Source organism: Colwellia sp. BRX8-9 (genome assembly GCF_014077245.1).
Classification (GTDB): Bacteria; Pseudomonadota; Gammaproteobacteria; order Enterobacterales; family Alteromonadaceae; genus Colwellia_A.
On sequence record NZ_JACGVN010000015.1, the window covers coordinates 84,614 to 106,680 of the forward strand.

Sequence of the window (22,067 nt, forward strand, 5' to 3'; positions counted from 1 at the left end):
GTGATGTTTACTTCTAGAAAAAACCGACAATTTATAGATTACCAAGACTCATACTATTACCGACAACAGAATAAAAAACGTCGAAATAAATGGTTAAAGTTATCACTGCTAGTGTTTCTTATCCTATTGTCTTCTTTGGCTTTAGTGCGTTATGCACAAAGTAGTGAAATGGCTTTGACTGAAAATACAGCCAATAATAATACGCTTATTTATGGTCCACAATTATTATTTGATCACCCAAATCCAGCAAAGCAAGCCAATTTACCCCTTGATATTCAGACCAATGTTGAGATTAATGGTTTAATTGCTTATGTAGAAATAAAACAAACCTTCGTTAATCCTCATGCGATTGCTTTAGAAGGAACCTATCAATTTCCCTTACCTGAAGATGCTGCAATAAAACGGTTAATGATAAAGGTTGGCGATAATGAGATAGTTGGCGAGATAATGGCAAAAAACACCGCTAAGGTTTTATATCAACAAGCGAAAAGCCAAGGAAGAAAAGCGAGCTTACTCGAGCAACAACAAGCTAATTTGTTTATCAATAAAATTGCTAATATTCCACCACAAGCAAGCGTTATTGTTACGCTAACTTTTATGATGCCAGTCTCTTTTTCACAGGGTAATTTTGATCTACGATTACCACTAGCAATGACTCAAAGGTACCAACCCAAATTATCCCATCAATTATCTGAAAATCCACAAGTAGCAAAAGCTTCTGAGCTTACAGAGCAACGAATAGCGTACTCTGCAGATAAATTACCTGCACAGCTGCAAGCATCAACCACAAAAGCGCCTAGCCACTTACCTTCAATGGCCAGCAGTCAATCATCTATTAATATTTCCTTAAATTCGGGTATTGCGATTACTGCGATTAGTAGTGCTAGTCATAAAATAGTGATGCGCGCGTTAAACTCCCATCAAAATGCTTACTTTATTACCTTAAATCAGGCCGAAATGGTCGCTCATAAAAGTTTCGTTCTAAGCTGGCGATTATTAGCCAGTGAGCAAGCTAAAATCAGCAGTTTTACTGAACAAGTAGCAGATGAATATTATACGCTGCTGACCTTTTTCCCGCCAAAGACAGACCTTGCACAAGTGATCGCACGAGATATCATTTTTATCATTGATACCTCAGGTTCTATGCAAGGTTCGGCTATGGAACAAGCAAAAGCGAGTCTCTCGTTAGCTATATTACAACTTAACGATAAAGACAGTTTTAATATTATCGCTTTCAATGACACTACCGAATTACTCTTTTCCGGCACCAAAATGGCTGCAGGTCATCATATTAAAAAAGCGCAACAATTTATTAGTCACTTAATGGCCGATGGTGGCACTGAAATGTACCGTCCCTTGAGTAACGCTTTGATGATGAAAAAAAGTGCTGTGCAAGCAGCGCAGGCTATTCGCCAAATAGTTTTTATTACCGACGGAGCTGTCGCTAACGAATTTGAACTTATGCAACTGCTTGAAAATGCCCAAGGTGATTTTCGTTTATACACCGTTGGCATAGGCGCTGCGCCCAATGGTTACTTTATGAAGAAAGCCGCTCAATTTGGTAGGGGTCGCTATGTTTTTATTCAAAGCCAAAGTGATGTTCAACAAAAGATGAGCGACTTTATGACTAAAATAAGTCAACCCGCAATCACTAATATCGACTTAATCATCGACAGCCGAGTTCATCAACACCTCGAGGTTTATCCTAAAAGCATCCCTGATTTATATTTCGACGAGCCCTTGCAAATAGCGATAAAATCTCAGTTTCCTATCACGAGTTTGCAATTAACAGGTGATACCGTCAGTGCGCCCTGGCACCAAGAATTAATTATTGATAGCGAGCAATCTTCAACCGGTATTTCATCCCTTTGGGCGCGTAGAAAAATAGAAAGCTTACTCGATAGCTTAGTCAGCGGAGCAGATAAAGCTAAGGTGAAGTTACAGGTTATTACTACCTCACTCAAGCATCAAATCATATCGCCCTATACCAGTTTTATAGCCTTAGAGAAACAGCAAAAAGACGGATTATTACTCGCTAAGAATACCGTTTTTCAAGCCCATGAAAGTTTAATGGTCGCTATGCCTAAAACAGCATTAGGGTGGAAATTACAATTTCTGCTTGGCATGGCACTCTTGTTATTGGTAACTATGAGCGAGGCTATTATATTGCGGGGTTATCAGTGTATTAAATTAAGGGGTGGTCAACCTTGAAAAAATTAATTAAAACATCCTTATTGATCATCGGTAGCTTGCTGTGTTTACAAGCCAGTTGGTTGCCTACTAAAGCTTGGTTATCTCAGCAATTAATTAATTATAGCTGGCATCAGACACTGGCTTTACAGCAAAGAATAAAACCTTGGCCATGGGCTGATACCTACCCTATTGCCGAGCTTTCATTTAAACGCTTAGCAAAGTCTCTGGTGATACTTAATGGCGGCGACCCAACCACACTCGCTTTTTCAGCCGGGGCTATTGCTCCTTTCAACCAGGTCAGCCGTGCTCAACCTTTTGTGGTTGCTGGCCATAGAGATAGCCACTTTTCATTTTTAGACGAGGTAGATATGAAGGATATTATTTCATTAACTGACCGATATGGTCAAAGCCAGCTTTATCAAGTTGAAGCGATTAACATTGTTGACGCTTCAACAGGTCAAATGCCCCTGCTAGCTGATGACTCATCATTAATATTAATCACTTGCTACCCTTTTAATAACTCGAGCAGTAATAGCAATGAAAGGTATGTGATAACCGCAAAGTTACTTTAAGGGGATAAGTGGTTACGGGTCATTAAGCCAATAACCATATTATTACGGTATTTAACCTTATAAAATCTATCAAGAAGTACCGACGGCTATTTAAAGTTTATCCCGTTAACATTAATTGCCTGAGGGGGTTGGTAAAATGATTATCTAAGCTATAGTTTAAAATATGATGAATGAAATTATAAAATTTATGAAAGGACTAAAGAAAAATTTAGCTTTTGGCTTAGTATTGTTATTGGTATTTTACTGCGGCCAAGTATCTGCAACTAAGATCAGCATTCTTACTGAACATTTGGCTCCTTTTCAAATTGTCACGACCAATGCAATAGAAGGCTTGTCAACAGAAATAGTCGAAGCGACGTTAGCACAAGCTCAGTATGAATACGCCATCAGTGCTCACCCATGGGCGTTGTCTTATAGAAGAGCACAGCATGGAAAAAACACCTGTATATATTCACTTGCTCGTATCCCAGAGCGTGAGCCTTTGTTTAAGTGGGTTGGACATATTGCTTCAAGTACCATCTCTCTTTATTCCCTTAATAATAGTCAGATAACTATCTCTGCTATAGAAGAAGCTAAAAAATATAACATTGCGGTGATACGTGATGATGTTACCCACCATTTTTTATTATCAAAAAAATTTATTGAAAACCAAAACCTTTATGTGGTTGACAATTATGATGCCTTATTAAAATTATTAGACCTATCTAGTCGCCATATTGATTTAGTTGTTCTCAATGATGATTTACTTAGAAATAGAGTAAAAGACTTGGGAGAAACAACAAAATATAAAAATGTATTTCAGTTCAAGGCGTTAACACTAAACTTTCATTTTGCTTGCAGTTTAAACACAGAGCAAGTCATTGTAGATAACCTTATTAATGCAATGATGCTACTTGAGCAACGTGGTGTATTGTTAACTATCAGGAAGAAGTGGCAAAAAAACATGGTGAGTTTAATTAATTAAATACACATTCCAGTAAAATTGGTGGTTAGCTGTGTGCTATTAACACTATTCTCGTATACGTTTAATCGCAAGTTGAACAGTTATCTTTTCATAATAAGAGAGCCGTAATGAAACAACGTAATAAAAATATGCTAGTAAAATTTATTACCTTGATGACGTTAATAGGCAATGTTTTTCCACTTTCCGGGCAAACACTCCAGATTGAAACAATCAATGTCGCTCCCTTTGGCTTTATTGGGGACAATAGTAAGCCAACTGGAATGATGTTCGAAATAAGTAATAGAATTGCCGAAGTAGCAGGGCTTAACTATACCAATAAGATAATTCCTTATGCTCGTACTATTATTCACCTGAAACAAGGCAAATCAGATTTTGTGCTACGTTTCAATAATGATCAGTTGCCCGCGATCTCCATCCCATTAGTCTCAGTGATCACTATGCCAATTATTATCCTGTCTAGGGCGGGAACTCACTATCGAAGCCTAAAGGATCTCCATGGAAAAACAGTGGGAGTGGTGCGAGGCGGTGAATTTGATGTCAATTTTGATAATGATACCGCCATTAATAAAGTTGAAGTCAATAATTACACACAAATGCTAAAACTGTTAATCAGTGGTCGAATTGACGGCTGTATTGGTACCAATGTTGGATTATATTACAACGCTAAGCAACTTGGCATAAAACCTGAGGTATTGAATTCACCATTACAACTAAGTTTCAAAGATTTTGTACTTCATTTTTCTAAAAAGAAGATAAATACCCAGACAATGAAAATATTAAAAAAATCAGTAGAAAAGCTTAAAAGTAATGGGGAGATCCAGACAATCGTCAACAAATACATCGGCGATTTCAAATAGCGGCTTTCATCAAGCCATTAATCAATTTTTGTTAATCGCTTGAAATCGAGAGCGGCGTTAAATATTGACGATATTGAATTTTTATATTTTAGAAAAAACTAATAGCCGATTATTCGCGGGCATTGGATGATCGTCAATTAACTCAAGTCCTGCTCCCGTTGCCAATAATAAGACTGCCTCAATATCTCTAATACCGCTATCCTTATCTCTTTCTTTAAGCCACACATCGAAGTCTGCGTTACTCTCACTAGAGAACTGCCCTTGATAGTTAAAAGGTCCGTATATACAAATACTTGCTGAAGATGATAAGTTTTGCGCAAGCCCCTCAAAAAACTTAACCACTAATGGCCAGCTAATGATATGCAGTGTATTAGCGGTATATACGCCATCAAGGGGGGCATTTTGATTAAGCTTAGGCCAAGTTCTATTTAGATCAACGACGACCGGCCTTTTTACATTCAACCACTTGCTTTCATCGAGCCAGGCATTAATACCCTGATGGTTTATTAGTAAATCACTGGTTTGCCAGGTTAGATGGGGTAAATTTGGACCAAAAAAGGCCGCGTGCTGCCCTGTTCCTGAGCCAATTTCAAGGACATGCTTAGCACTTGCAAACACTTTCGTTAAAACATTCAAAATAGGTGATTTATTGTTTTCACATGCTTGGGAAAAAGGTTTATTCATTATTTTTCTTAAGTTGATTCATTGGTAGCTAACGTTTTGAAAGGTAACGCCTGCTGGCATTGCTGCTGGTACGTTAGCATATGCTGTTGCTCTTGATGACAAAAATTTTTAATTGCTGCCTTAAAAGCTGGGTGTTTTATCCAGTGGTAAGAGTAGGTTAATGTTGGTTCAAAGCCCCGTTGAATTTTGTGTTCACCTTGAGTACCCGGGTTAAAAACTTGCAAGTTGTGTTCAATACAAAACTCGATACCTCGATAATAACAAAGCTCAAAATGTAAATTATTATAATGTTTAGTACAGCCCCAATATCGCCCATATAAGTGAGTATCATCATAAAAAAAGAGCGCACAGGCGATGTCTTCTTGCTGATGACTGGCGATGATCAATAAAATATTATCAGTCATACTAAGCACTATTTGCTTAAAAAAATCATAGCTCAAGTGTGGTTGATGACCCCGCTTTAAATAAGTTAATTGATAAGTTAGATAGAAAAAATCAAGTTCTTGTCGGCTAATTTCGCTATTTTTCAGTTGACGAATTTTAATATCTTGTTGAGTAATAGACAGCCTTTCTTTGCGAGTGTTTTTTCTTTTGCGCGAAGTAAACGTACCTAGAAAGTCGTCAAAGGTTTTATAATCACGATTAAACCAGTGAAATTGCACCGTATTACGTTGATAAATATCCGCTGGTAAAACTGTTTTTATTTCATCACAGTATAATATATGCCAACTATTAATGTTTTCTTGCTGGCAATGTTCAATGAGCGGTGCAAACAACTCATTTATTTGGAGTTTTTCTGAAAGTAATTTATTACTGGTTACGGGGGTAAAGGGAATAGTTGCGACTAATTTAGGGTAATAATTTATCTCATTGCGTTGATAAGCCTCGGCCCAATCCCAATCAAAAACATACTCCCCCCAAGAGTGGCTTTTCAAGTACATCGGCATCACACCTGTGACATCACCGTTTGTTGATGTCACTAAATGATGAGCTTGCCAACCTTGTTTAACACTAACTGAGTCACTTTTTTCAAGCGCGCTAAAAAACTCATAAGCAAGAAAAGGGCTAGGTGAATTATTTAACGCCTGCCAATCAATAGCACTTATTTTGTCAATATGATTAAGAAAATTAATATTTATATCAGCATTCAATCGCGTTTTACTCAACAGCCAATGGCTGTTTATCTAGCAATAGTGACTTAATTTTACTGTCAAAATAGCATTATTAAAGGATGTTGCGTCAATGATAGCGCTATTTTTTCTCGAAATGTATCACTAAGCCATATTTTTAAGTTATCAGGGGTGGCAAAATAAAAAATAGCCAACAATAAAAAGAGTCTTAATACTAAGTAACGCAGCCTGATATTTCGCTGAAATATAGAGAGTATCTAGTACTAGAATTTATTTAACAGCACTTATACAATACATCTTTATAGTAAATAAAGGTGAATTTCCGGTGTCTGAGAAAGTGATTAACTTCGAGTTTGAAAAGCACAATAAAAACAGTATTCGATATAAAGAAGTACCTGAGAATGGAATGCCCCCCGTTTTAGGGTCTATCTATGTGCAAAAATGGTTTGCCGGTGACAATAAAAACATTGAAATAACCATTAAAACAAAAGATTAAACAACTAAAGTCCGCTCCCTACTCTATCGCGCATTCTATCGCGCATATAGGCGGTGCTGTATTAAGGCAACGTGCAGTTGAGGTTTAAAATATTTAAGATGAGGAGTGCCAGCAACGGCCATGATCAATCCTGAAGTATTGACCTTATTAGCTTAAAGAAAAAAAGGTTGAGAAGACTGTTTAAGTGTACCTAGGATGCGCAGTTTTGTGCCATGGTACAGTGACATCAGATTCCGACATTATCACTGACAAGGTATTGAACAACAAAAAGAATTAGCCAGTTTTTCAGCATGAATTTGAACGGTTTAACTTTTATTGACAAAGTAAAGTCGACAACAGACTTTGTCAGTGAAAATAAATGGTATAAACAGATAATTGGTGAAAACGTTAACAACTAATCATGTTCTTTACTGGCTTTAAGTTGACTATCAATAGTTGCTAGATAAATAAAAATAAAGCTTTATACTGCCTATAATGATGAAATTTATAAAAATAATACCTTTACTTTTCCTTTACTCATTAAGTGCATTAGCACAATCGAGCGCAAAGCCAGATTTGGCGTTATTGGAAAAGGGCAAAATAATTCTAACCGTAGCTACGGAAAATATTGGTTACTACCCATTTTACTATCCAGAAAATGGTGAAATAAAAGGTTTTTCGGTTGAGGTTCTTAATTATATTGAAGCACATTCAAACTATGATTTTGAGTTTATTATTCTCCCTTGGCCAAGGGCCGTTCACTTGGTTGCAGAAGGCAGGATCGATTTAATACTGACCTTATTTAAAACACCGAAGCGCGAACAAATGTATCATTTTATTGAGCCTTCTTATGCTAATGAAATTAATCAATTATTCACTTTAAAAGATAATAATTTTGAGTTTGATGGAAAATTAAAACAACTAACATCCTACTCTGTCGGCACTATTAGAGAATATTCCTACGGCGAATATTTTGATGGTGCCAGCTACCTAAATAAATTGCCCGCATTAACAGAAGAAGTACTTTTAAAACTGTTGCTCGGCAAACAAATAGACATGTTAATCAGTAACCCATTAGTGTTTAATCAATTAATTTTAAAAGAAAAGGTTGGCGCCCATGTTAAGGCTATAGAGCCACATATATCAATGACTCCTGTCTATATGGCGCTAACCAAGAAGAGAAAAGACTCGCTAGCAATAAATACCACACTTGGGCAACTCACTGAGCAGTTAAAAGCGTCTCCTTACTATCAAGAATTACTCAAAAAATATCAGTTGAATTTTAAATAATGGAGTTAAATTAAAGACACTAAGGGGTTAGCTTACTAACACCATTATTTTTCAGCAGACTAAGCTGATATTATGGGTTTATAATTTGCTATTACTTAGTTAAAAATCCCACTATCATTCAATGATAGTCTCAATCATAATTACGGAGTCTACAATGTCTACAGATACCTATGTACCACCAAAGATATGGGAATGGAATAAAGAGTCTGGTGGTAAATTTGCCAGTATTAATCGCCCTATTGCAGGAGAAACGCATCAAGGCGACTTGCCCGTAGGTAAGCACCCTTTCCAGCTATACTCGCTGGCTACCCCTAATGGTGTCAAAATCACCATTTTGTTAGAAGAGCTATTAGCGTTAAATATAGCAGAAGCCGAATACGATGCGCACTTGATTGATATAATGGCCGGTGATCAATTTAGCTCAGGCTTTGTTGATATCAATCCCAACTCTAAAATACCGGCTTTAGTTGATAATAGTGGCGATAATAAACTGCCCATTTTTGAATCTGGCGCGATACTTCTGCATTTGGCTGAAAAGTTTGCTGCCTTCATACCCAAAGAGCCGTTACTTAAAGCACAATGCTTATCATGGCTATTTTGGCAAGTGGGTAGTGGCCCTTATTTAGGCGGTGGGTTTGGTCATTTTTTTGCTTACGCACCCGAAAAATTTGAATATCCAATAGAACGTTTCACTATGGAAGTTAAACGACAACTCGATGTACTCGACCGTCATTTAGCCAATAATAAATATATGTGTGGCGAGCAATACACTATTGCAGATATCGCTATATGGCCATGGTATGGAGCATTAGTACAAAATAAAGTCTATGAAGCTGCAGAGTTTTTACAAACGCAATCCTATAAAAACTTATTGCGATGGACCGAAGAAGTTGGCAATCGAGCAGCTGTTAAGCGTGGTTTAATGGTCAATCGTACTTGGGGAGAGTTAGAAGAACAATTACATGAACGCCATGATGCCAGTGATTTTGAACTTAAAACTCAAGACAAGCTAGTCGATTCTCAATAATCAACTCGGGTCTTTAGCCTGATAGTTGTGCTGCCAAAATTTTTTACCCGCAGGCTCATTGACTAATGAGCCATGACCACCTTTGGCGGTAACAGGGGAAGAAAGTTAAAAGACAAAAACATCATGACTCACTGCTTATTCCTTAGCAGGAGTCTTGATTTATTATCTGATTTATTTAATGTAGATTCGAATATACTAGGTGTTTAATTCGTATTTATCGAAGTATTAAGGCTAACTTATACGCTGAATTTAGCCTTAATAACTTATACTAACAAGCAGATAAACCGCATAAGAAAACGTTAAATTTAACATTAATGTTTTCATTGGGGTAAACGGACACTACAACTCAAAATTATATGTAAGAAGTCAATAAATTATGATTCTGGCTTAATTATCTCGTTAGCTTGCGTACTTTTCTTTTTTATTAACCAGTACGTTACTCCAAGAGAAATAGTCACCAAAGCAAGACCAACAATTTGATCTGCAGAAACAAGTTTAAGATCTAACACAATAACTTTACGGGCAACTGCCATCAATGCTGTGGCAACAACCAATTCTACCGGGATAACGTTTGAGCCAAGGTACAAACGAATATTGATAAAGATTTCAACCGCGATTAACACCACCATAAAAGCGCCAAAAGTTTGTAAAATATCATCAATATCTAAAAGAAAATAAGGCGGCATCGATAGTTTCAAATAGAGTACATAAACCACATCAGCGATACTCCAATAGATCACTAATACCATTAACAAGGCCAGTATTCTTATCGCAAATCGAATCGAGCGATGCAGTACCTTTAACAATGGATCTGAATGATTTTCAGGTAATTCTTCGTGTCTCATGGATCTTCCTATATGAAAAGCAGGGTAAATATATCGATATATCTATGTTCATAAAGCCATAACGTTATGATCATAGAAAATATCAATATTGAAAATACGGCTCGAAACTAGCAAATATTCGCTATCATAGCCCGCCCAAGGTCAATATAAGCGTTAACATCTTCATTCATCCCCTTGGTTTTAATATGATCAGCAAAACCAAGTCGCGCCGTCATAGCTAGCCAAAATATGGCACTAATTAAGCCAGCAATACGCCACAAATTAGTCTTAGCCCACTTAAGCGCCAACGTAATAGAGAGGACATAGATAACAAAACCTGCAAGTTTAGATGATGCCCAACCATTAACGAAAGGATACAAATTAAGCGGGTTAACGATCACCAAATAAATAAAAGTAACAGCAAATAACGTATATAAAATATGTGGTCCAATTTTTAACAGTTTGTTGTTAGCTTTATCAGACCCTTTCATCATTAACACAAAGTTAATGAGAAAAAGAACAAAAGTAAGTGTAATTATGGTTATGTGTAGATGCTTAATTATCATGTACATGTGGTTGTTCCCTAGAAATTCATTATTTATTTTATACTTAGGCTGTCAGTATATCGTTTATTTACCTAAGCAACTGCTATCTTTTATATTATTTTAATAAGTTCAGCCAGGATAAGCTGAGCATATTCATTGCACAAGTTTCTCTGTTGATAAGTTTTTGTGTCATGCAAGCATTTAGTCAAGCTTACTGTGCTTTTTTTCTAGATAAGTTAGCGAGGCTTCTAAAGCTTCATAGCGCAATGAATAGATATTATCATTGGCGACTAAATCCAATACATTACACTTTTCGAGCTGTTGATGTGTTTGCTTATTTGGGCACAATAAAAAAACTTCACATTGACCATCTTGAGCATCTTTTACTGCGTTTTCTAGCGCGAGACCTACCGTTTCATCAATCATAGGGACATCCGTTAAATCAAGGATCATCACCTCAAAATCTGCAACACTGGTATGCTGACGAGAAATAGCTTTTGATACACTAAAAATCATCGGCCCTGATAAGTAAAAAAATAACACTTTACCATTCGCTTTATCGAGTAAGCCGCGTTCAAGCACAGTTAATGGCACATCATTGCCATCAGCATCACTAATTGCTTTAACCTTTCTGGCCTGCTCTCGACTTAAACGCTCAATAACAATGATATTAGAAATGAAGACACCAAGACCTACAGCGACAATTAAATCAACAAAAATAGTTAATAACATAACACCATACATAATGGCCATGCCCTGAACACTGACTTTATGAGCACGTTGAATAAAGCTCCAGTCAAGGATATTAAAACCTACATAAACGGCAATCCCCGCTAACACAGCCATGGGGATAGGCTCAGTTAGACCTGCAGCCACTAACACCACTAATGCAAGTACCAAGGCGCGAATGATACCTGACACAGGTGAGCGTGCACCCACTTGAATATTAGTCACGGTACCCATAGTTGCGCCAGCGCCTGGTAAAGCACCGAACAAGCCAGAGATCATATTAGCGATACCTTGTCCGCGTAACTCCCGGTCGGGATCATGTTCTTTTCGTGTTAATGAATCACCAATCACAGCAGTCAATAAGGTATCAATGCAGCCAAGTGTGCCCAGGACCAAAGCATCTATCACCATAGTAGTAAAGATGTCGACGTTGAAATGAGGAATAACTAAAGAAGGTAAACCTGCCGGTATCTCACCAATTCTGCGGATGTCATCGCTGTTGAAAAAAATTAAAGAAAGTACAGTAACAACAACTAATGCGACCAGTTGAGCCGGAACATATTTGCGGTAATGTTTAGGTAAGTAAAATAAAATACCTAAAGTAAGTGCCCCTAAAAATAATTCACTGAACTTAATATTTGCGAGTATATTAGGCAGTGCTGATAAGCTTCCCGTAACGCCACCAGAAGGTGTCTGATGTCCTAACAACGGAGCTAACTGCAAGATAATTAAAATAACACCTATGCCTGACATAAAGCCAGAAATCACACTATAAGGCATTAACGTAATATATTTTCCGAGCTTTAGTGTGCCAAGTAACATCTGAAATGCACCGGCCATCATCACAATAGTAAATGAAATTGCCATGCCTGTTTCTGGATATTTTGCCATCATGCTGGTTAATATGGCTGTCATAATAACGGTCATTGGACCGGTAGGCTCTGATATCAAACTAGATGAACCACCAAACAATGCGGCAAAAAATCCAACCATTATCGCGCCCCAAAGCCCAGCTTCAGCGCCAGCTCCTGACGCAACACCAAAAGCAAGTGCTAAAGGCAAAGAAATAATTGCGGTAGTTACACCACCAAACATATCTCCTTTGAGATTGAACTCTTTAAAACGATTTCCAAACACCGCGCAAATCCTTACTAAAAAAGATGATCAGGCCAGATAACATTTTATCTGACCCGTAAACAGAAAAACATAGAACCTAACGAATATGATTCAACTTAAGATCGCACTCAAAATTATCCATTTGTTGAACAAGATTTACTCGGTCTTTGTCGAAAAAATTAACATGACCCAATTTTCGTTGCGGTTTTACTGATTTATTGTACCAATGCAATGTTGATAAAGCTGAAAGCGAAGTCATTGGCGGTTTTTCATTACCGATTAAATTAATCATACCCGCTGTGCCAAGTAACTCTGTGCTACCTAGCACTAAGCCAGCAACCGCTCTTATATGATTTTCAAATTGGCAGGTTATACTCCCTGCTTGTGTCCAATGTCCACTATTGTGAACACGAGGTGCTAATTCATTGATCATTAATTCACCATCAACGACAAAGCACTCCATCGCCAGAACACCAACATAGTCGAGGGCATTTAATACGCTTTCCATATAAGCTTGAGTTTTAAGCGCTAGCGTATTATTTTGATCTATAGCGGGTGCAATAGATTGCAGCAAAATACCGTTTTTATGGGTATTCTCTGTTAAAGCATAATGTTCAATATTGCCATTTTTTGAGCGAACCGAGACGAGAGATATTTCTCGTTCAAACTTTATCCAAGCTTCAATAATATAATCTTCGATGTTTAAACGGTCAAAGTCTTCAATATCTGCCAAGGTTTTTAGAACCCATTGGTTTTTACCATCGTAGCCATCACTACAAGATTTAACCACCATAGGTAGCTGTAAGACTTTCAATGCTTCACTAGCTGGCAACGAATAAGCAAAGGGTGAAGTTGGTATTGATAATTTTTCTAATAATTGCTTTTCTCGATAACGATGCTGACAGGCAGAAATTGCTTCAATGTTTGGCAAAACATCACAATATGCTTGCAGAGCTTTAAGCAATTCTATATCTACTTGTTCTTTTTCTACGGTAATTACATCAGGCTTTCCAAGGAGGTTATAAAGCTTATGAATATTTTGCTCTTCCTGCCAATTTTTAGTCAGTGTAACCACTCGACCTAAACCGTCAACACAATCAGTTACTTGCTGGAGATTATCATTAATAAAGCTGAATTTTATCCCTAGTGGCAGTCCTGCAAGTGCCAACATACGAGAAAGTTGTCCACAACCTACAATGGCTATGCGCATTATTCTACCTCCCATGAGACACTTTCACTTTGCTGTGAACGCCATATTTGTAGCTTGCCTTGCAGTACCGTATCATTAATAGCAAGGATTTGTGAGGCCATTAACCCCGCATTAAATGCGCCTGCTTCGCCAATACCTTGGGTGGCAACTGCAACGCCTTTAGGCATTTGTACGATAGATAATAGACTGTCAATTCCTTTGAGTGCTTTGCTCATTACCGGCACACCAATAACAGGTAACCAAGTTAATGCGGCAGCCATACCGGGTAAATGTGCGGCGCCACCAGCACCCGCTATAATCACGCTGTACTCTTTATCGGCATTCTCAGCAAAGTCATATAAACGTTTAGGGGTACGATGGGCTGAAACAACCATAGCTTTATACTCAATGCCCAGTGCTTCAAGAACTGTAACCGCATTTTTCATCACTGGCCAATCTGACTGTGATCCCATGATAATCGCGACTTTAATCTTTTTCATTGTAAATGGCCTTATTTTTAATGGTTAAGCGCTGGCTTGAGTTAAACATCAATCCGCTAATTAAATATTCTGATAGTGATATTATGACAAAAAAGATAAATAGATAAAAATTGATATTACCTATAGTATAAATAGATAAAAATCTATTTGGCGGGATGTAATTATGAAATCAAGGCTTCATGCTCATGTTGGCACAATCAGACAGCTGGAAATATTATTGTCAGTTCATGATAAAGGTAGTATTAAAGAAGCGTCAAAAGCACTTTTTCTAACGCAACCAACGGTATCAATACAAATGAAAAAGCTTGCAGAGGCAATGGGAGCTCCTCTATATAACTATACCAATAGACAAATATTATTTACGGATATAGGCCTAGAGTTAGTAAAAACCGCGGTAGAGGTACTTGATAGTTTTTCACGACTTGATATGGCGATAGGCAATATTAAAGGTTTTAAGTCTGGCACCTTAAGGTTGGCTGTTGTCACCACTTCTAAATATTTTATTCCCCATTTGTTGGGACCTTTTTTAGAAAAATATCCAGATATAGATATACAGTTAAATATTGGTAATCGACAACAAACCATTGATCGCCTAAAGCAAGGTATTGACGACTTCTATGTGTTTAGTCATCCGCCATCTGATATTGAAACTGAGTCGATTGAATTTTTAACCAATCCGCTGGTAGCCATAGCACATCAAGACCACCCCATTGCTAAAAAGAAAAACCTCACTTTAAAAGATTTAAGCAAGGAACCTTTCATTATGCGTGAAAAAGGTTCAGGTACAAGGTATGCCATTGAGGAATTTTTAAAGCATCATAACACTAAGCTAAATGTAAAAATGACCATTGAAAGTAATGAAGCAATTAAACATCTGGTGATGTCAAAGCTTGGCATCTCAATATTATCAGCGCATACCTTAATGTATGGTGGACAAAGTGGACTAGTGCGTTTACCAATAAGTGAACTGCCAATAAATGCTCATTGGTTTTTTGTTTGGTCTAAATCAAAACGTCAAACCTTATTAGCGGCTGAATTTCTTGCTCATATTGAAACTAATGGCCGTTCATTATTACAAAAAGAAATGATATCAAACGATATTTTATCTCGCTAAATCACTGTTAAGTTAACCTGCTTAATAAAGTAGGTTAAATGATGGGCTAATTAAATTAATTTTTTCATAAGGTTGATACTGGCTGAACAGCCAAGTATTTAACCTTTTGATAAAATAGCGCATGCATCGCATTATTAGCGAATAGAGGTCATTAACACTAAGTACATGTAGTATTTAGCAATAATAATCGCTCCTTTCACTATACCTTAGCTTACTGTCGTATAAAAGCACCACTGAACAGCATGGTTAAACTGAGCCTAAACATCCCTTTATTCCCTATCGCCTTATCAGTAATTCACACTACTAAAAAAAACAGTTATCAACTTTTAGTTGATAATAAAACAATTACAATCGACTTTAATTGCAGTAAATAGTTAGTTATAAATAACACAGCTAAGCAGTTAACAACGATGTTGTCTAAGCGATAACATCGCTGTTAACACTTTTGCGCTGAGTCATAGTAAATAATCATTTTTAAAATTAAACGAGGCACTTATGGAATTAACAATTACCGATCTGAAAATTGAACTTTCGTCAGAAAACTTGTCGCACATCCGAGATAAAGCACGTCACATGTTTAATAAATATTATGATCGTGTTCAAGTAATAAAAGTGACCATTGATGATATTAACGGCCCCAAAGGTGGTAAAGATAAGCACTGTAGAGTAGTTATTTACAGTAAAGGTATGCCTGATATTGTTGTTACTGATAATCAAAGCTCTGTAATGTCAGCGGTGAATATTGCCCTATCAAGAGCAAGAGCAAGTTTTTTAAAAAAGGTAAAGCGCCAGCAAAAAAATTATCCGACTTGGTCTCCTAAAAGTGATATTGAACTCTCTAAAAGGGTCGAACTAGAGCGTATTGAATTAATGGTTAACTAACAATGCTATCCGCTGTGTTCACCCCTTTCCAATAAAATAACGAGTAAATAACGCAACTTATTTACTCGTTTATTTAATAACTGGGTTAGTGAACACCATAACGCTAGAAACTTAAATGATAATAATTATATTGGCGCATGGGGCATTCAATAAACACATTATGTAAAAGGAGATAATCATGTTCGCAATATACACGCCAAATGGACGAAGCTTTTCAGGCCCACTGGAAGAGCTCTATCATGTTCAAAAAACACAATTGACGGAGCAATCACGAAGTTTTCAGGAACTCGATGAGCTTTCACCTTTGCTAAAAAAAGGTTATTCGCCGCCCCCAAAAGCCATTGATGCTTATAAAGATGCTATCAGTAAAACTGAGACAAAAGAGTTGATATGTCACGCTTATCAAATTATGACTTACCCCGTTGCCGTAATATCAGCCAGTGATACTTTAACGACGGTTATTAAGATATTTACCGAGCGGGCATATCAAGAATTTCCAATTGTAAATAGCCAGCAACAACTTATGGGGAGCTTATCTAGACAACAACTTTACGAATATCTTTTAAAGCATGGCACTGATGTTGATAAAAGTGCAAAATCAAAAAGCGTCGCTGATTTATTTCTCAATGAGCATTCTAAAATTTATACCGCAGAACCAGTTACAGACATCCGACGTATTGCGGTCCTGCAAGTAAAAAATCGTTTGCACATAATTCCTATTTTAGAAAACAATGGCAAAGTAGTGGGCATTATTTCACGTACCGATATTATAAAAGCAGTAGCTATCGACCCTCCGTTATCATTGTGGTGTTAACGAAGAGAGGATAAAAGAATGCTTTAAAAAGATGGCCGTTTGCCGTTAACGTAATAATAGCCGGGTAATTGTCGAGCTGTTAAATTAACTTCCCAGTATTTTCAGCGGTAATGACAACGCACTGTTGCCTGTTTGACCAACAAACCAAATAATGCCACTTAGCCCGCCTAATGTAATGACGTACCATAATACTGAGACAACTTGAGCATAACGGTTTAAGGGTAATAGGTCACTCAAATGTCGACGTTTATATTCAAAGAAAATTTCTATACTACCAATAGCAAGTAAAAAGCCTAATAGCGCTAAACCAAAGTGATAACTAATATAAACACCTAATGCAGCACCTAATACACAAGCAACTAAACCAACACGGGTATTAATTGAAAAGGCAATACTCTTGAGTATGTGTCCACCATCTAAGGGTAATACCGGCAACAAATTAAATAGATTAAGTAAGGCATTAAAAACCGCTAAACCGGCCAGTATTTCTAAATCGGTTAGCCAGTAACCTACCAAGCAAGCAATAGAGAGTATTAGGCCAAAGAAAGGGCCCATTATCGAAATAACAACATCTTGCCAGCGGGTATTAATTTTATCGTCGCTCAATGCTAAGCCTCCGACAAAAGGAATAAGGTAAATACCTTTGGTTTTCAAACCAAAGTATTTCATCGCCTTAATATGTCCATATTCATGAAAGACGAGACAAAGAATAAGTGCTATGGCAAATTCAATAGAAAATAACCAGCTATATGCGGCTAAACTACCCGCAGCAAATAGCACTTTGATGACTTTGGCACTTTTTAACAATTTCAAGCCAAGTCCAGCCATGCCAATGAAACTAAATTTCATCGGCTGCTTGCTAGCTTGGCTAACTTGGCGTTGTTCTATATCTTTTTCAATGAGGGTATCTTCTTGTTGAAGTTTATTATCAACAAAAAGCTGGTATTTAAGCGCAAAAGGCTGCCAATGCAGTGTGCCCTTAAGTTCTATATGTAAATCACCTTGTTCACTTTGTAGAGAGAATTGATGGGTAAAGGTATCGTTGCCATCGACTGCGTCAATTTGTGAGACACACTGGTCGTCCCAAAAAAGTTGTTGCCATCCCGCCATTGAACCTTCTAATCGTAGTGTTTTATTCAAACACGTTACTGCTAATAGTTGCACTTTATAAACTCAGTAAATAGAACCTTGCCCGATTATCACTATATTTGGAGGGGCAGCAAGGTTTATTGCCACTATTATTGATTTATCGGCAAACAGATAAGCGGGTAAAAAGTTTTTTATTCGCATCGCGATAGAAAAAGCCAGCTAAAGCTGGCTTAATAGTAAACAATTGATTAAGTATCAGTAGTTAAAGCAATACTTTACAATAACTTTACTTAGGCATTAACACTGTATCAATGACATGTATGACACCGTTACTTGCTTTAACGTCAGCCATTATCACTTTCGCATTGTTTATCATTACATTACCGCCATCTACTTTCACCATCAACATTTGGCCTTGCACTGTAGTAGCACTGTCTACTTTAACAACATCTGTAGACATCACTTTTCCAGCAACGACGTGATAAGTTAAAATCGATACTAATTTATCTTTGTTTTCTGGTTTTAATAGCATTTCAACCGTGCCTGCAGGTAACTTTGCAAAAGCTTCATCCGTTGGTGCAAATACAGTAAAAGGCCCTTTGCCTTTGAGTGTATCGACAAGTCCACCGGCTTTAACTGCAGCAACAAGAGTATTGAAAGAACCATTTGCAGCAGCTACATCAACAATGTCTTTTTTCATACCATGGTGTTCTGCATGAGAAGTCGGCATAAAAGCTAAGCTGGCAACTACGAGTAAACCTGTTGTAATAAATTTATTGAACATGTTAATTCCTATTTAATGGATAATATTTAGTTTCAGCCAATATTTACGTACTGTTAAACAATTAAGATCAGTTTACTTAACATCTTTATAATAAAAACGGATGAAATATAACCACACCTACCCTATCTACTAAAAAATCCATCCCTAAGGCTACAAGTATATCGTCACCTTATTCTTGAGTAATAGCCTCGTCTCAGCAATGAACTATGGCAAAAACTATAAAATTTTATTATCGAAGTTCAAGGATAACGTCTAAGTAATCAAGACTAAATTACCTTAATAAATTTGCGAAAATACTTAAATAAATATATTTTATAAGGTGTTTATGAAGGGTTAGATTATTTAAATTAATAAGTGAGATAAATAAATGTCAAAAAAATCAGCTAGTGATATCCCTCAAGAAGCATTTGACTGGTACGACGAATACGCTCATGGCGGTATGGATCGCAGAAGCTTTATGGCAAAATTAGCGACTTTAGTTGCAGTGGGATACTCAATGACAGTGCTCACATCAGCATTGCTTCCAAATTATGCCCTAGCCGAACAAGTTTCTTTTAATGATGATGAAATAAAAGCTACCTATGAAACTTTCGATTCACCCGAAGGTTACGGTAAAGGTGCCGGCTACTTAGTAACACCAACCAACAAAACAGGAACCTTGCCTGTTGTTTTAGTTATTCATGAAAACAGGGGCCTAAACCCCTACGTAAAAGATGTTGCTCGACGTTTAGCTAAAGCCGGGTATCTTGCCTTTGCTCCAGATGCTTTGTTCCCCTTAGGTGGATATCCTGGTAATGATGATGAAGGCAGATCTATGCAAAAGTCGATGGATGCTGAAAAAATACAGCATGACTTTGTTGCAGCAGCAAAATTCATCAAAAAACATCACAGAAGTAATGGAAAGCTTGGTGCTGTTGGCTTTTGTTTTGGTGGTTACATAGTCAATTACTTAGCCGCAGTGGAGTCTGATTTGATTATTGCAGGCGTACCTTTTTATGGCACACCAGCCAAAAAAGAATTACGTAAAAATATTAAGGCTTCGTTACTGATTCAATTGGCTGAACTCGATGAAAGGGTTAATAACTCTTGGCCTGACTATGAAAGTGACTTGAAAATTGTTCAAGCCCCCTATCAAATGCAGATCTATAAAAATGCCAAACATGGCTTTCATAATGACTCAACCAGCCGTTATGATAAAGAAAATGCCGAGCTTGCCTGGCATCGCACCCTAGCCTTTTTTACTGAGAAGCTGGTATAAAAATCATCTAAAAACACTTTATTAACGAGTTAAGCGAGCAAAGTCATCAATAAAGTAGACTTGTACTCGCTTAGCTATATTTAGCGTTTAGCGTTTAAACTCTGATGTTTTACTCCATTGTGGCCACACATTTTCTTTGGAAAGCTGATAACCAATGTCAAAAAATGCTTGCATATCTTCTTCGGCGCCAGAAAGATCCCATGTATCATTATATTCATCACAAAGGTTGTGATAACACTTACCAAGACTTTCCTTTAATTGAGTTCGCAACACTTTAGTCGCTTCATCAACGGCAGTTTCTCCCGTTTTAGCATATAACGCCGGAATGCCGATATTTGCAAAGGCAAAGTGATCAGAGCGGTAATAGATACCCGCAGCAGGACGAGGATCCCCGGCTATAGTGCGGTTTTGCTTCTTCGCTGCATCACTAAGAAAGTTATCAAGTTCTGACTGCCCTAATCCATAGACAGAGACATCACTACTTCGACCATTCACCCCTAAAGCATCCATATTAATATTTGCAACTGTCTTAGCCGCTGGAATAATAGGATTAGCCGCATAAAACTTAGAACCTAACAACCCTTGTTCTTCTGCAGTTACTGCCATGATGGTAATGGAACGCGCTGGTGCAACAGGCAATTTAGCAAAGGCTTCAGCGACTTCAATAAGTGCCCCAGTACCCGATGCATTATCGACAGCGCCATTATAAATTTGGTCGCCAATTAAGCTGGTATCTTTGCCTAAATGATCCCAATGTGCGGTATATAAAATATGCTCATCAGGCTTAACGCTTCCAGGTAAAGTGGCGATAAAGTTATAAGACACTGATTCTTTCACGGTGTTATTTACGGTAACAGAGGCTGTTAAGTCACCCATATCAAGATGATAACTTCCCTTGGCAGCCTCAACTTTAGCCTGTTCGAAGTTGACACCGGCTTGAGTAAATAATTCTTTGGCAACATCGCTATTTATCCAACCTTCAACCGCAACACGGTCTTTATTTTTGTCTTCACGCACAAAGCCAAATTGAGGACCAGACCACGAGTGTTCTACTACCGACCAATCGTATGATGCCGGAGCGGTTTCATGAATGATGATCGCACCTTCAGCACCTTGTCGGCTAGCTTCTTCATATTTATAGGTCCAGCGCCCGTAATAGGTCATCGCATTACCGTTGAAAAGTTCAGCGTCTTGAGTTGCAAAACCCGGATCATTAACTAAAATAACAACGGTTTTACCTTTAACATCTAAATCTTGGTAATCATTCCAGTTGTACTCTGGCGCGTTAATACCGTAACCAACAAAGACTAATTCTGAGTCTTTAAGTTGTTCAAGGTTACTTATGCGAGCAGAGCCCATTACCATATCCGTTCCGTATTGATAGTCTTTATCACCAATTGACAATGTCATGTCTGGTGATGCCTCAATTGATACCATAGGTACAGCCTGCAGGAAACTATTACCATTGCCTGGCTTAAAACCGATTGCCGTTAATTGTTTAGTTAAGTAATCAAGCGTAAGCGCTTCACCTTTACTTGACGGTGCGCGCCCTTCAAACTCATCTGAAGCAAGTACTTTGATATGCTCAATAAGTTGTTCTTTGTTAATGCTTTGATAACTCGCCGCAACATCTACTTCGGTATTTTTTGAAACATTACTTTCTTTGCCACAGCCACTTACCAGCGCTAAAGTAAATAAGGTTAAAGCTATTTTATTTTTCATTTTTTATACTTTTATTAAGAATGACACTTGGATTATAAACGAGTATTGGCGGCGTTTGATAGACTTAGTTGAAAAGTTATAGTCAGCAAAGAGTTAACTAGTTAATAAAGTATTAAGTCAGTAAATAAACGCATAGTATAAGCAAGGTCATCATATGAATAATCTTAAAATGATGACCTTGTGTACAAGCGCATAATGTTTGAGATTACCAATCACTAAATGAGACTGGCTTCTAATGATCATTTTTGCCACTTTGAGACATTAGCACTAATGCGATAAAACTGAATTAGGATTAGTATTAATAACACT

At 37.4% G+C, this 22,067-nt stretch carries 21 protein-coding genes; 11 read left to right on the forward strand and 10 right to left on the reverse strand.

Annotation, left to right across the window (positions count from 1 at the left end; translation table 11 throughout):
• Positions 1-3 precede the first annotated feature (3 nt).
• The 4 genes from H4J70_RS13565 (at position 4) to H4J70_RS13580 (ending at position 4,586) form a co-directional block, all read left to right on the forward strand.
• Positions 4-2,211 (forward strand): marine proteobacterial sortase target protein, encoded by a 2,208-nt coding sequence (locus H4J70_RS13565; protein ID WP_182251284.1) that lies wholly within the window; start codon positions 4-6, stop codon positions 2,209-2,211.
• On the forward strand, positions 2,208-2,765 hold the full coding sequence (locus tag H4J70_RS13570; protein WP_182214307.1) for a class GN sortase: 558 nt from the start codon (positions 2,208-2,210) through the stop codon (positions 2,763-2,765). Before H4J70_RS13565 ends, H4J70_RS13570 begins: the two co-directional genes overlap by 4 nt.
• A 163-nt stretch (positions 2,766-2,928) precedes the next feature.
• Entirely contained in the window at positions 2,929-3,729 is an 801-nt protein-coding gene (locus H4J70_RS13575; RefSeq protein ID WP_182214305.1) for an ABC transporter substrate-binding protein, read from the forward strand.
• A 107-nt stretch (positions 3,730-3,836) separates the two neighbouring features.
• Positions 3,837-4,586 carry an ABC transporter substrate-binding protein gene (locus tag H4J70_RS13580; RefSeq protein WP_182251285.1) on the forward strand — a complete coding sequence of 250 codons (750 nt, stop codon included), beginning with the start codon at positions 3,837-3,839 and terminating at the stop codon, positions 4,584-4,586.
• An 81-nt stretch (positions 4,587-4,667) separates the two neighbouring features.
• Here the strand turns inward: H4J70_RS13580 and H4J70_RS13585 are convergent, their stop codons facing one another.
• Complete coding sequence (locus H4J70_RS13585; RefSeq protein WP_182214302.1) at positions 4,668-5,270, reverse strand: DUF938 domain-containing protein; 603 nt, start codon at positions 5,268-5,270, stop codon at positions 4,668-4,670.
• A gap of 8 nt (positions 5,271-5,278) precedes the next feature.
• Positions 5,279-6,421, reverse strand: a complete 1,143-nt coding sequence (locus H4J70_RS13590; protein WP_182251286.1) for a GNAT family N-acetyltransferase — start codon at positions 6,419-6,421, stop codon at positions 5,279-5,281.
• Between the two features lie 304 nt (positions 6,422-6,725).
• Here H4J70_RS13590 and H4J70_RS13595 point away from each other — a divergent pair, with 304 nt between their 5' ends.
• From H4J70_RS13595 to yghU, 3 genes are all read left to right on the forward strand, one after another.
• Complete coding sequence (locus H4J70_RS13595) at positions 6,726-6,896, forward strand: hypothetical protein (protein ID WP_182214298.1); 171 nt, start codon at positions 6,726-6,728, stop codon at positions 6,894-6,896.
• Positions 6,897-7,370: 474 nt separating this feature from the next.
• Positions 7,371-8,165 (forward strand): ABC transporter substrate-binding protein, encoded by a 795-nt coding sequence (locus tag H4J70_RS13600; RefSeq protein ID WP_182251287.1) that lies wholly within the window; start codon positions 7,371-7,373, stop codon positions 8,163-8,165.
• Between the two features lie 154 nt (positions 8,166-8,319).
• Complete coding sequence (gene yghU / locus H4J70_RS13605) at positions 8,320-9,192, forward strand: glutathione-dependent disulfide-bond oxidoreductase (protein ID WP_182170274.1); 873 nt, start codon at positions 8,320-8,322, stop codon at positions 9,190-9,192.
• Between the two features lie 374 nt (positions 9,193-9,566).
• Here yghU and H4J70_RS13610 read toward each other — a convergent pair whose 3' ends face one another.
• The 5 genes from H4J70_RS13610 to purE all read right to left on the reverse strand — a co-directional run bounded on the left by H4J70_RS13610 (position 9,567) and on the right by purE (position 14,095).
• Positions 9,567-10,037 (reverse strand): phosphate-starvation-inducible PsiE family protein, encoded by a 471-nt coding sequence (locus tag H4J70_RS13610; protein WP_182170271.1) that lies wholly within the window; start codon positions 10,035-10,037, stop codon positions 9,567-9,569.
• 107 nt (positions 10,038-10,144) lie between these two features.
• On the reverse strand, positions 10,145-10,588 hold the full coding sequence (locus H4J70_RS13615) for a SirB2 family protein (protein ID WP_182251288.1): 444 nt from the start codon (positions 10,586-10,588) through the stop codon (positions 10,145-10,147).
• 174 nt (positions 10,589-10,762) lie between these two features.
• Positions 10,763-12,385, reverse strand: coding sequence for a SulP family inorganic anion transporter (locus H4J70_RS13620; protein ID WP_220465297.1), 1,623 nt, complete (start codon positions 12,383-12,385; stop codon positions 10,763-10,765).
• 118 nt (positions 12,386-12,503) lie between these two features.
• Positions 12,504-13,616: a 5-(carboxyamino)imidazole ribonucleotide synthase gene (locus tag H4J70_RS13625; RefSeq protein WP_182245082.1), complete on the reverse strand. Its 1,113-nt coding sequence runs from the start codon at positions 13,614-13,616 to the stop codon at positions 12,504-12,506.
• Positions 13,616-14,095: a 5-(carboxyamino)imidazole ribonucleotide mutase gene (gene purE, locus H4J70_RS13630; RefSeq protein WP_182245083.1), complete on the reverse strand. Its 480-nt coding sequence runs from the start codon at positions 14,093-14,095 to the stop codon at positions 13,616-13,618. Before purE ends, H4J70_RS13625 begins: the two co-directional genes overlap by 1 nt.
• 163 nt (positions 14,096-14,258) lie before the next feature.
• Here purE and H4J70_RS13635 point away from each other — a divergent pair, with 163 nt between their 5' ends.
• The 3 genes from H4J70_RS13635 (at position 14,259) to H4J70_RS13645 (ending at position 16,905) form a co-directional block, all read left to right on the forward strand.
• The gene (locus H4J70_RS13635) at positions 14,259-15,209 is read left to right on the forward strand and encodes a LysR family transcriptional regulator (RefSeq protein ID WP_182214287.1); all 951 of its coding nucleotides are present in this window, start codon (positions 14,259-14,261) and stop codon (positions 15,207-15,209) included.
• Between the two features lie 495 nt (positions 15,210-15,704).
• Positions 15,705-16,091: a hypothetical protein gene (locus tag H4J70_RS13640; protein WP_182251289.1), complete on the forward strand. Its 387-nt coding sequence runs from the start codon at positions 15,705-15,707 to the stop codon at positions 16,089-16,091.
• 178 nt (positions 16,092-16,269) lie between these two features.
• Complete coding sequence (locus H4J70_RS13645; protein ID WP_182222163.1) at positions 16,270-16,905, forward strand: HPP family protein; 636 nt, start codon at positions 16,270-16,272, stop codon at positions 16,903-16,905.
• A gap of 84 nt (positions 16,906-16,989) precedes the next feature.
• Here the strand turns inward: H4J70_RS13645 and H4J70_RS13650 are convergent, their stop codons facing one another.
• Both H4J70_RS13650 and H4J70_RS13655 read right to left on the reverse strand, forming a co-directional pair.
• A complete protein-coding gene (locus H4J70_RS13650; RefSeq protein ID WP_182222164.1) occupies positions 16,990-18,069 on the reverse strand; it encodes a site-2 protease family protein in 1,080 nt (359 codons plus the stop codon).
• Positions 18,070-18,280: 211 nt separating this feature from the next.
• Positions 18,281-18,778, reverse strand: coding sequence for a fasciclin domain-containing protein (locus H4J70_RS13655; RefSeq protein WP_182214281.1), 498 nt, complete (start codon positions 18,776-18,778; stop codon positions 18,281-18,283).
• A 367-nt stretch (positions 18,779-19,145) separates the two neighbouring features.
• Between H4J70_RS13655 and H4J70_RS13660 the strand changes: the two genes are divergently transcribed.
• The gene (locus H4J70_RS13660) at positions 19,146-20,036 is read left to right on the forward strand and encodes a dienelactone hydrolase family protein (RefSeq protein ID WP_182222165.1); all 891 of its coding nucleotides are present in this window, start codon (positions 19,146-19,148) and stop codon (positions 20,034-20,036) included.
• Between the two features lie 87 nt (positions 20,037-20,123).
• On the opposite strand, the gene H4J70_RS13665 is transcribed toward H4J70_RS13660, so the two are convergent.
• Positions 20,124-21,758 (reverse strand): M28 family metallopeptidase, encoded by a 1,635-nt coding sequence (locus H4J70_RS13665; protein WP_182251290.1) that lies wholly within the window; start codon positions 21,756-21,758, stop codon positions 20,124-20,126.
• Positions 21,759-22,067: the final 309 nt, after the last annotated feature.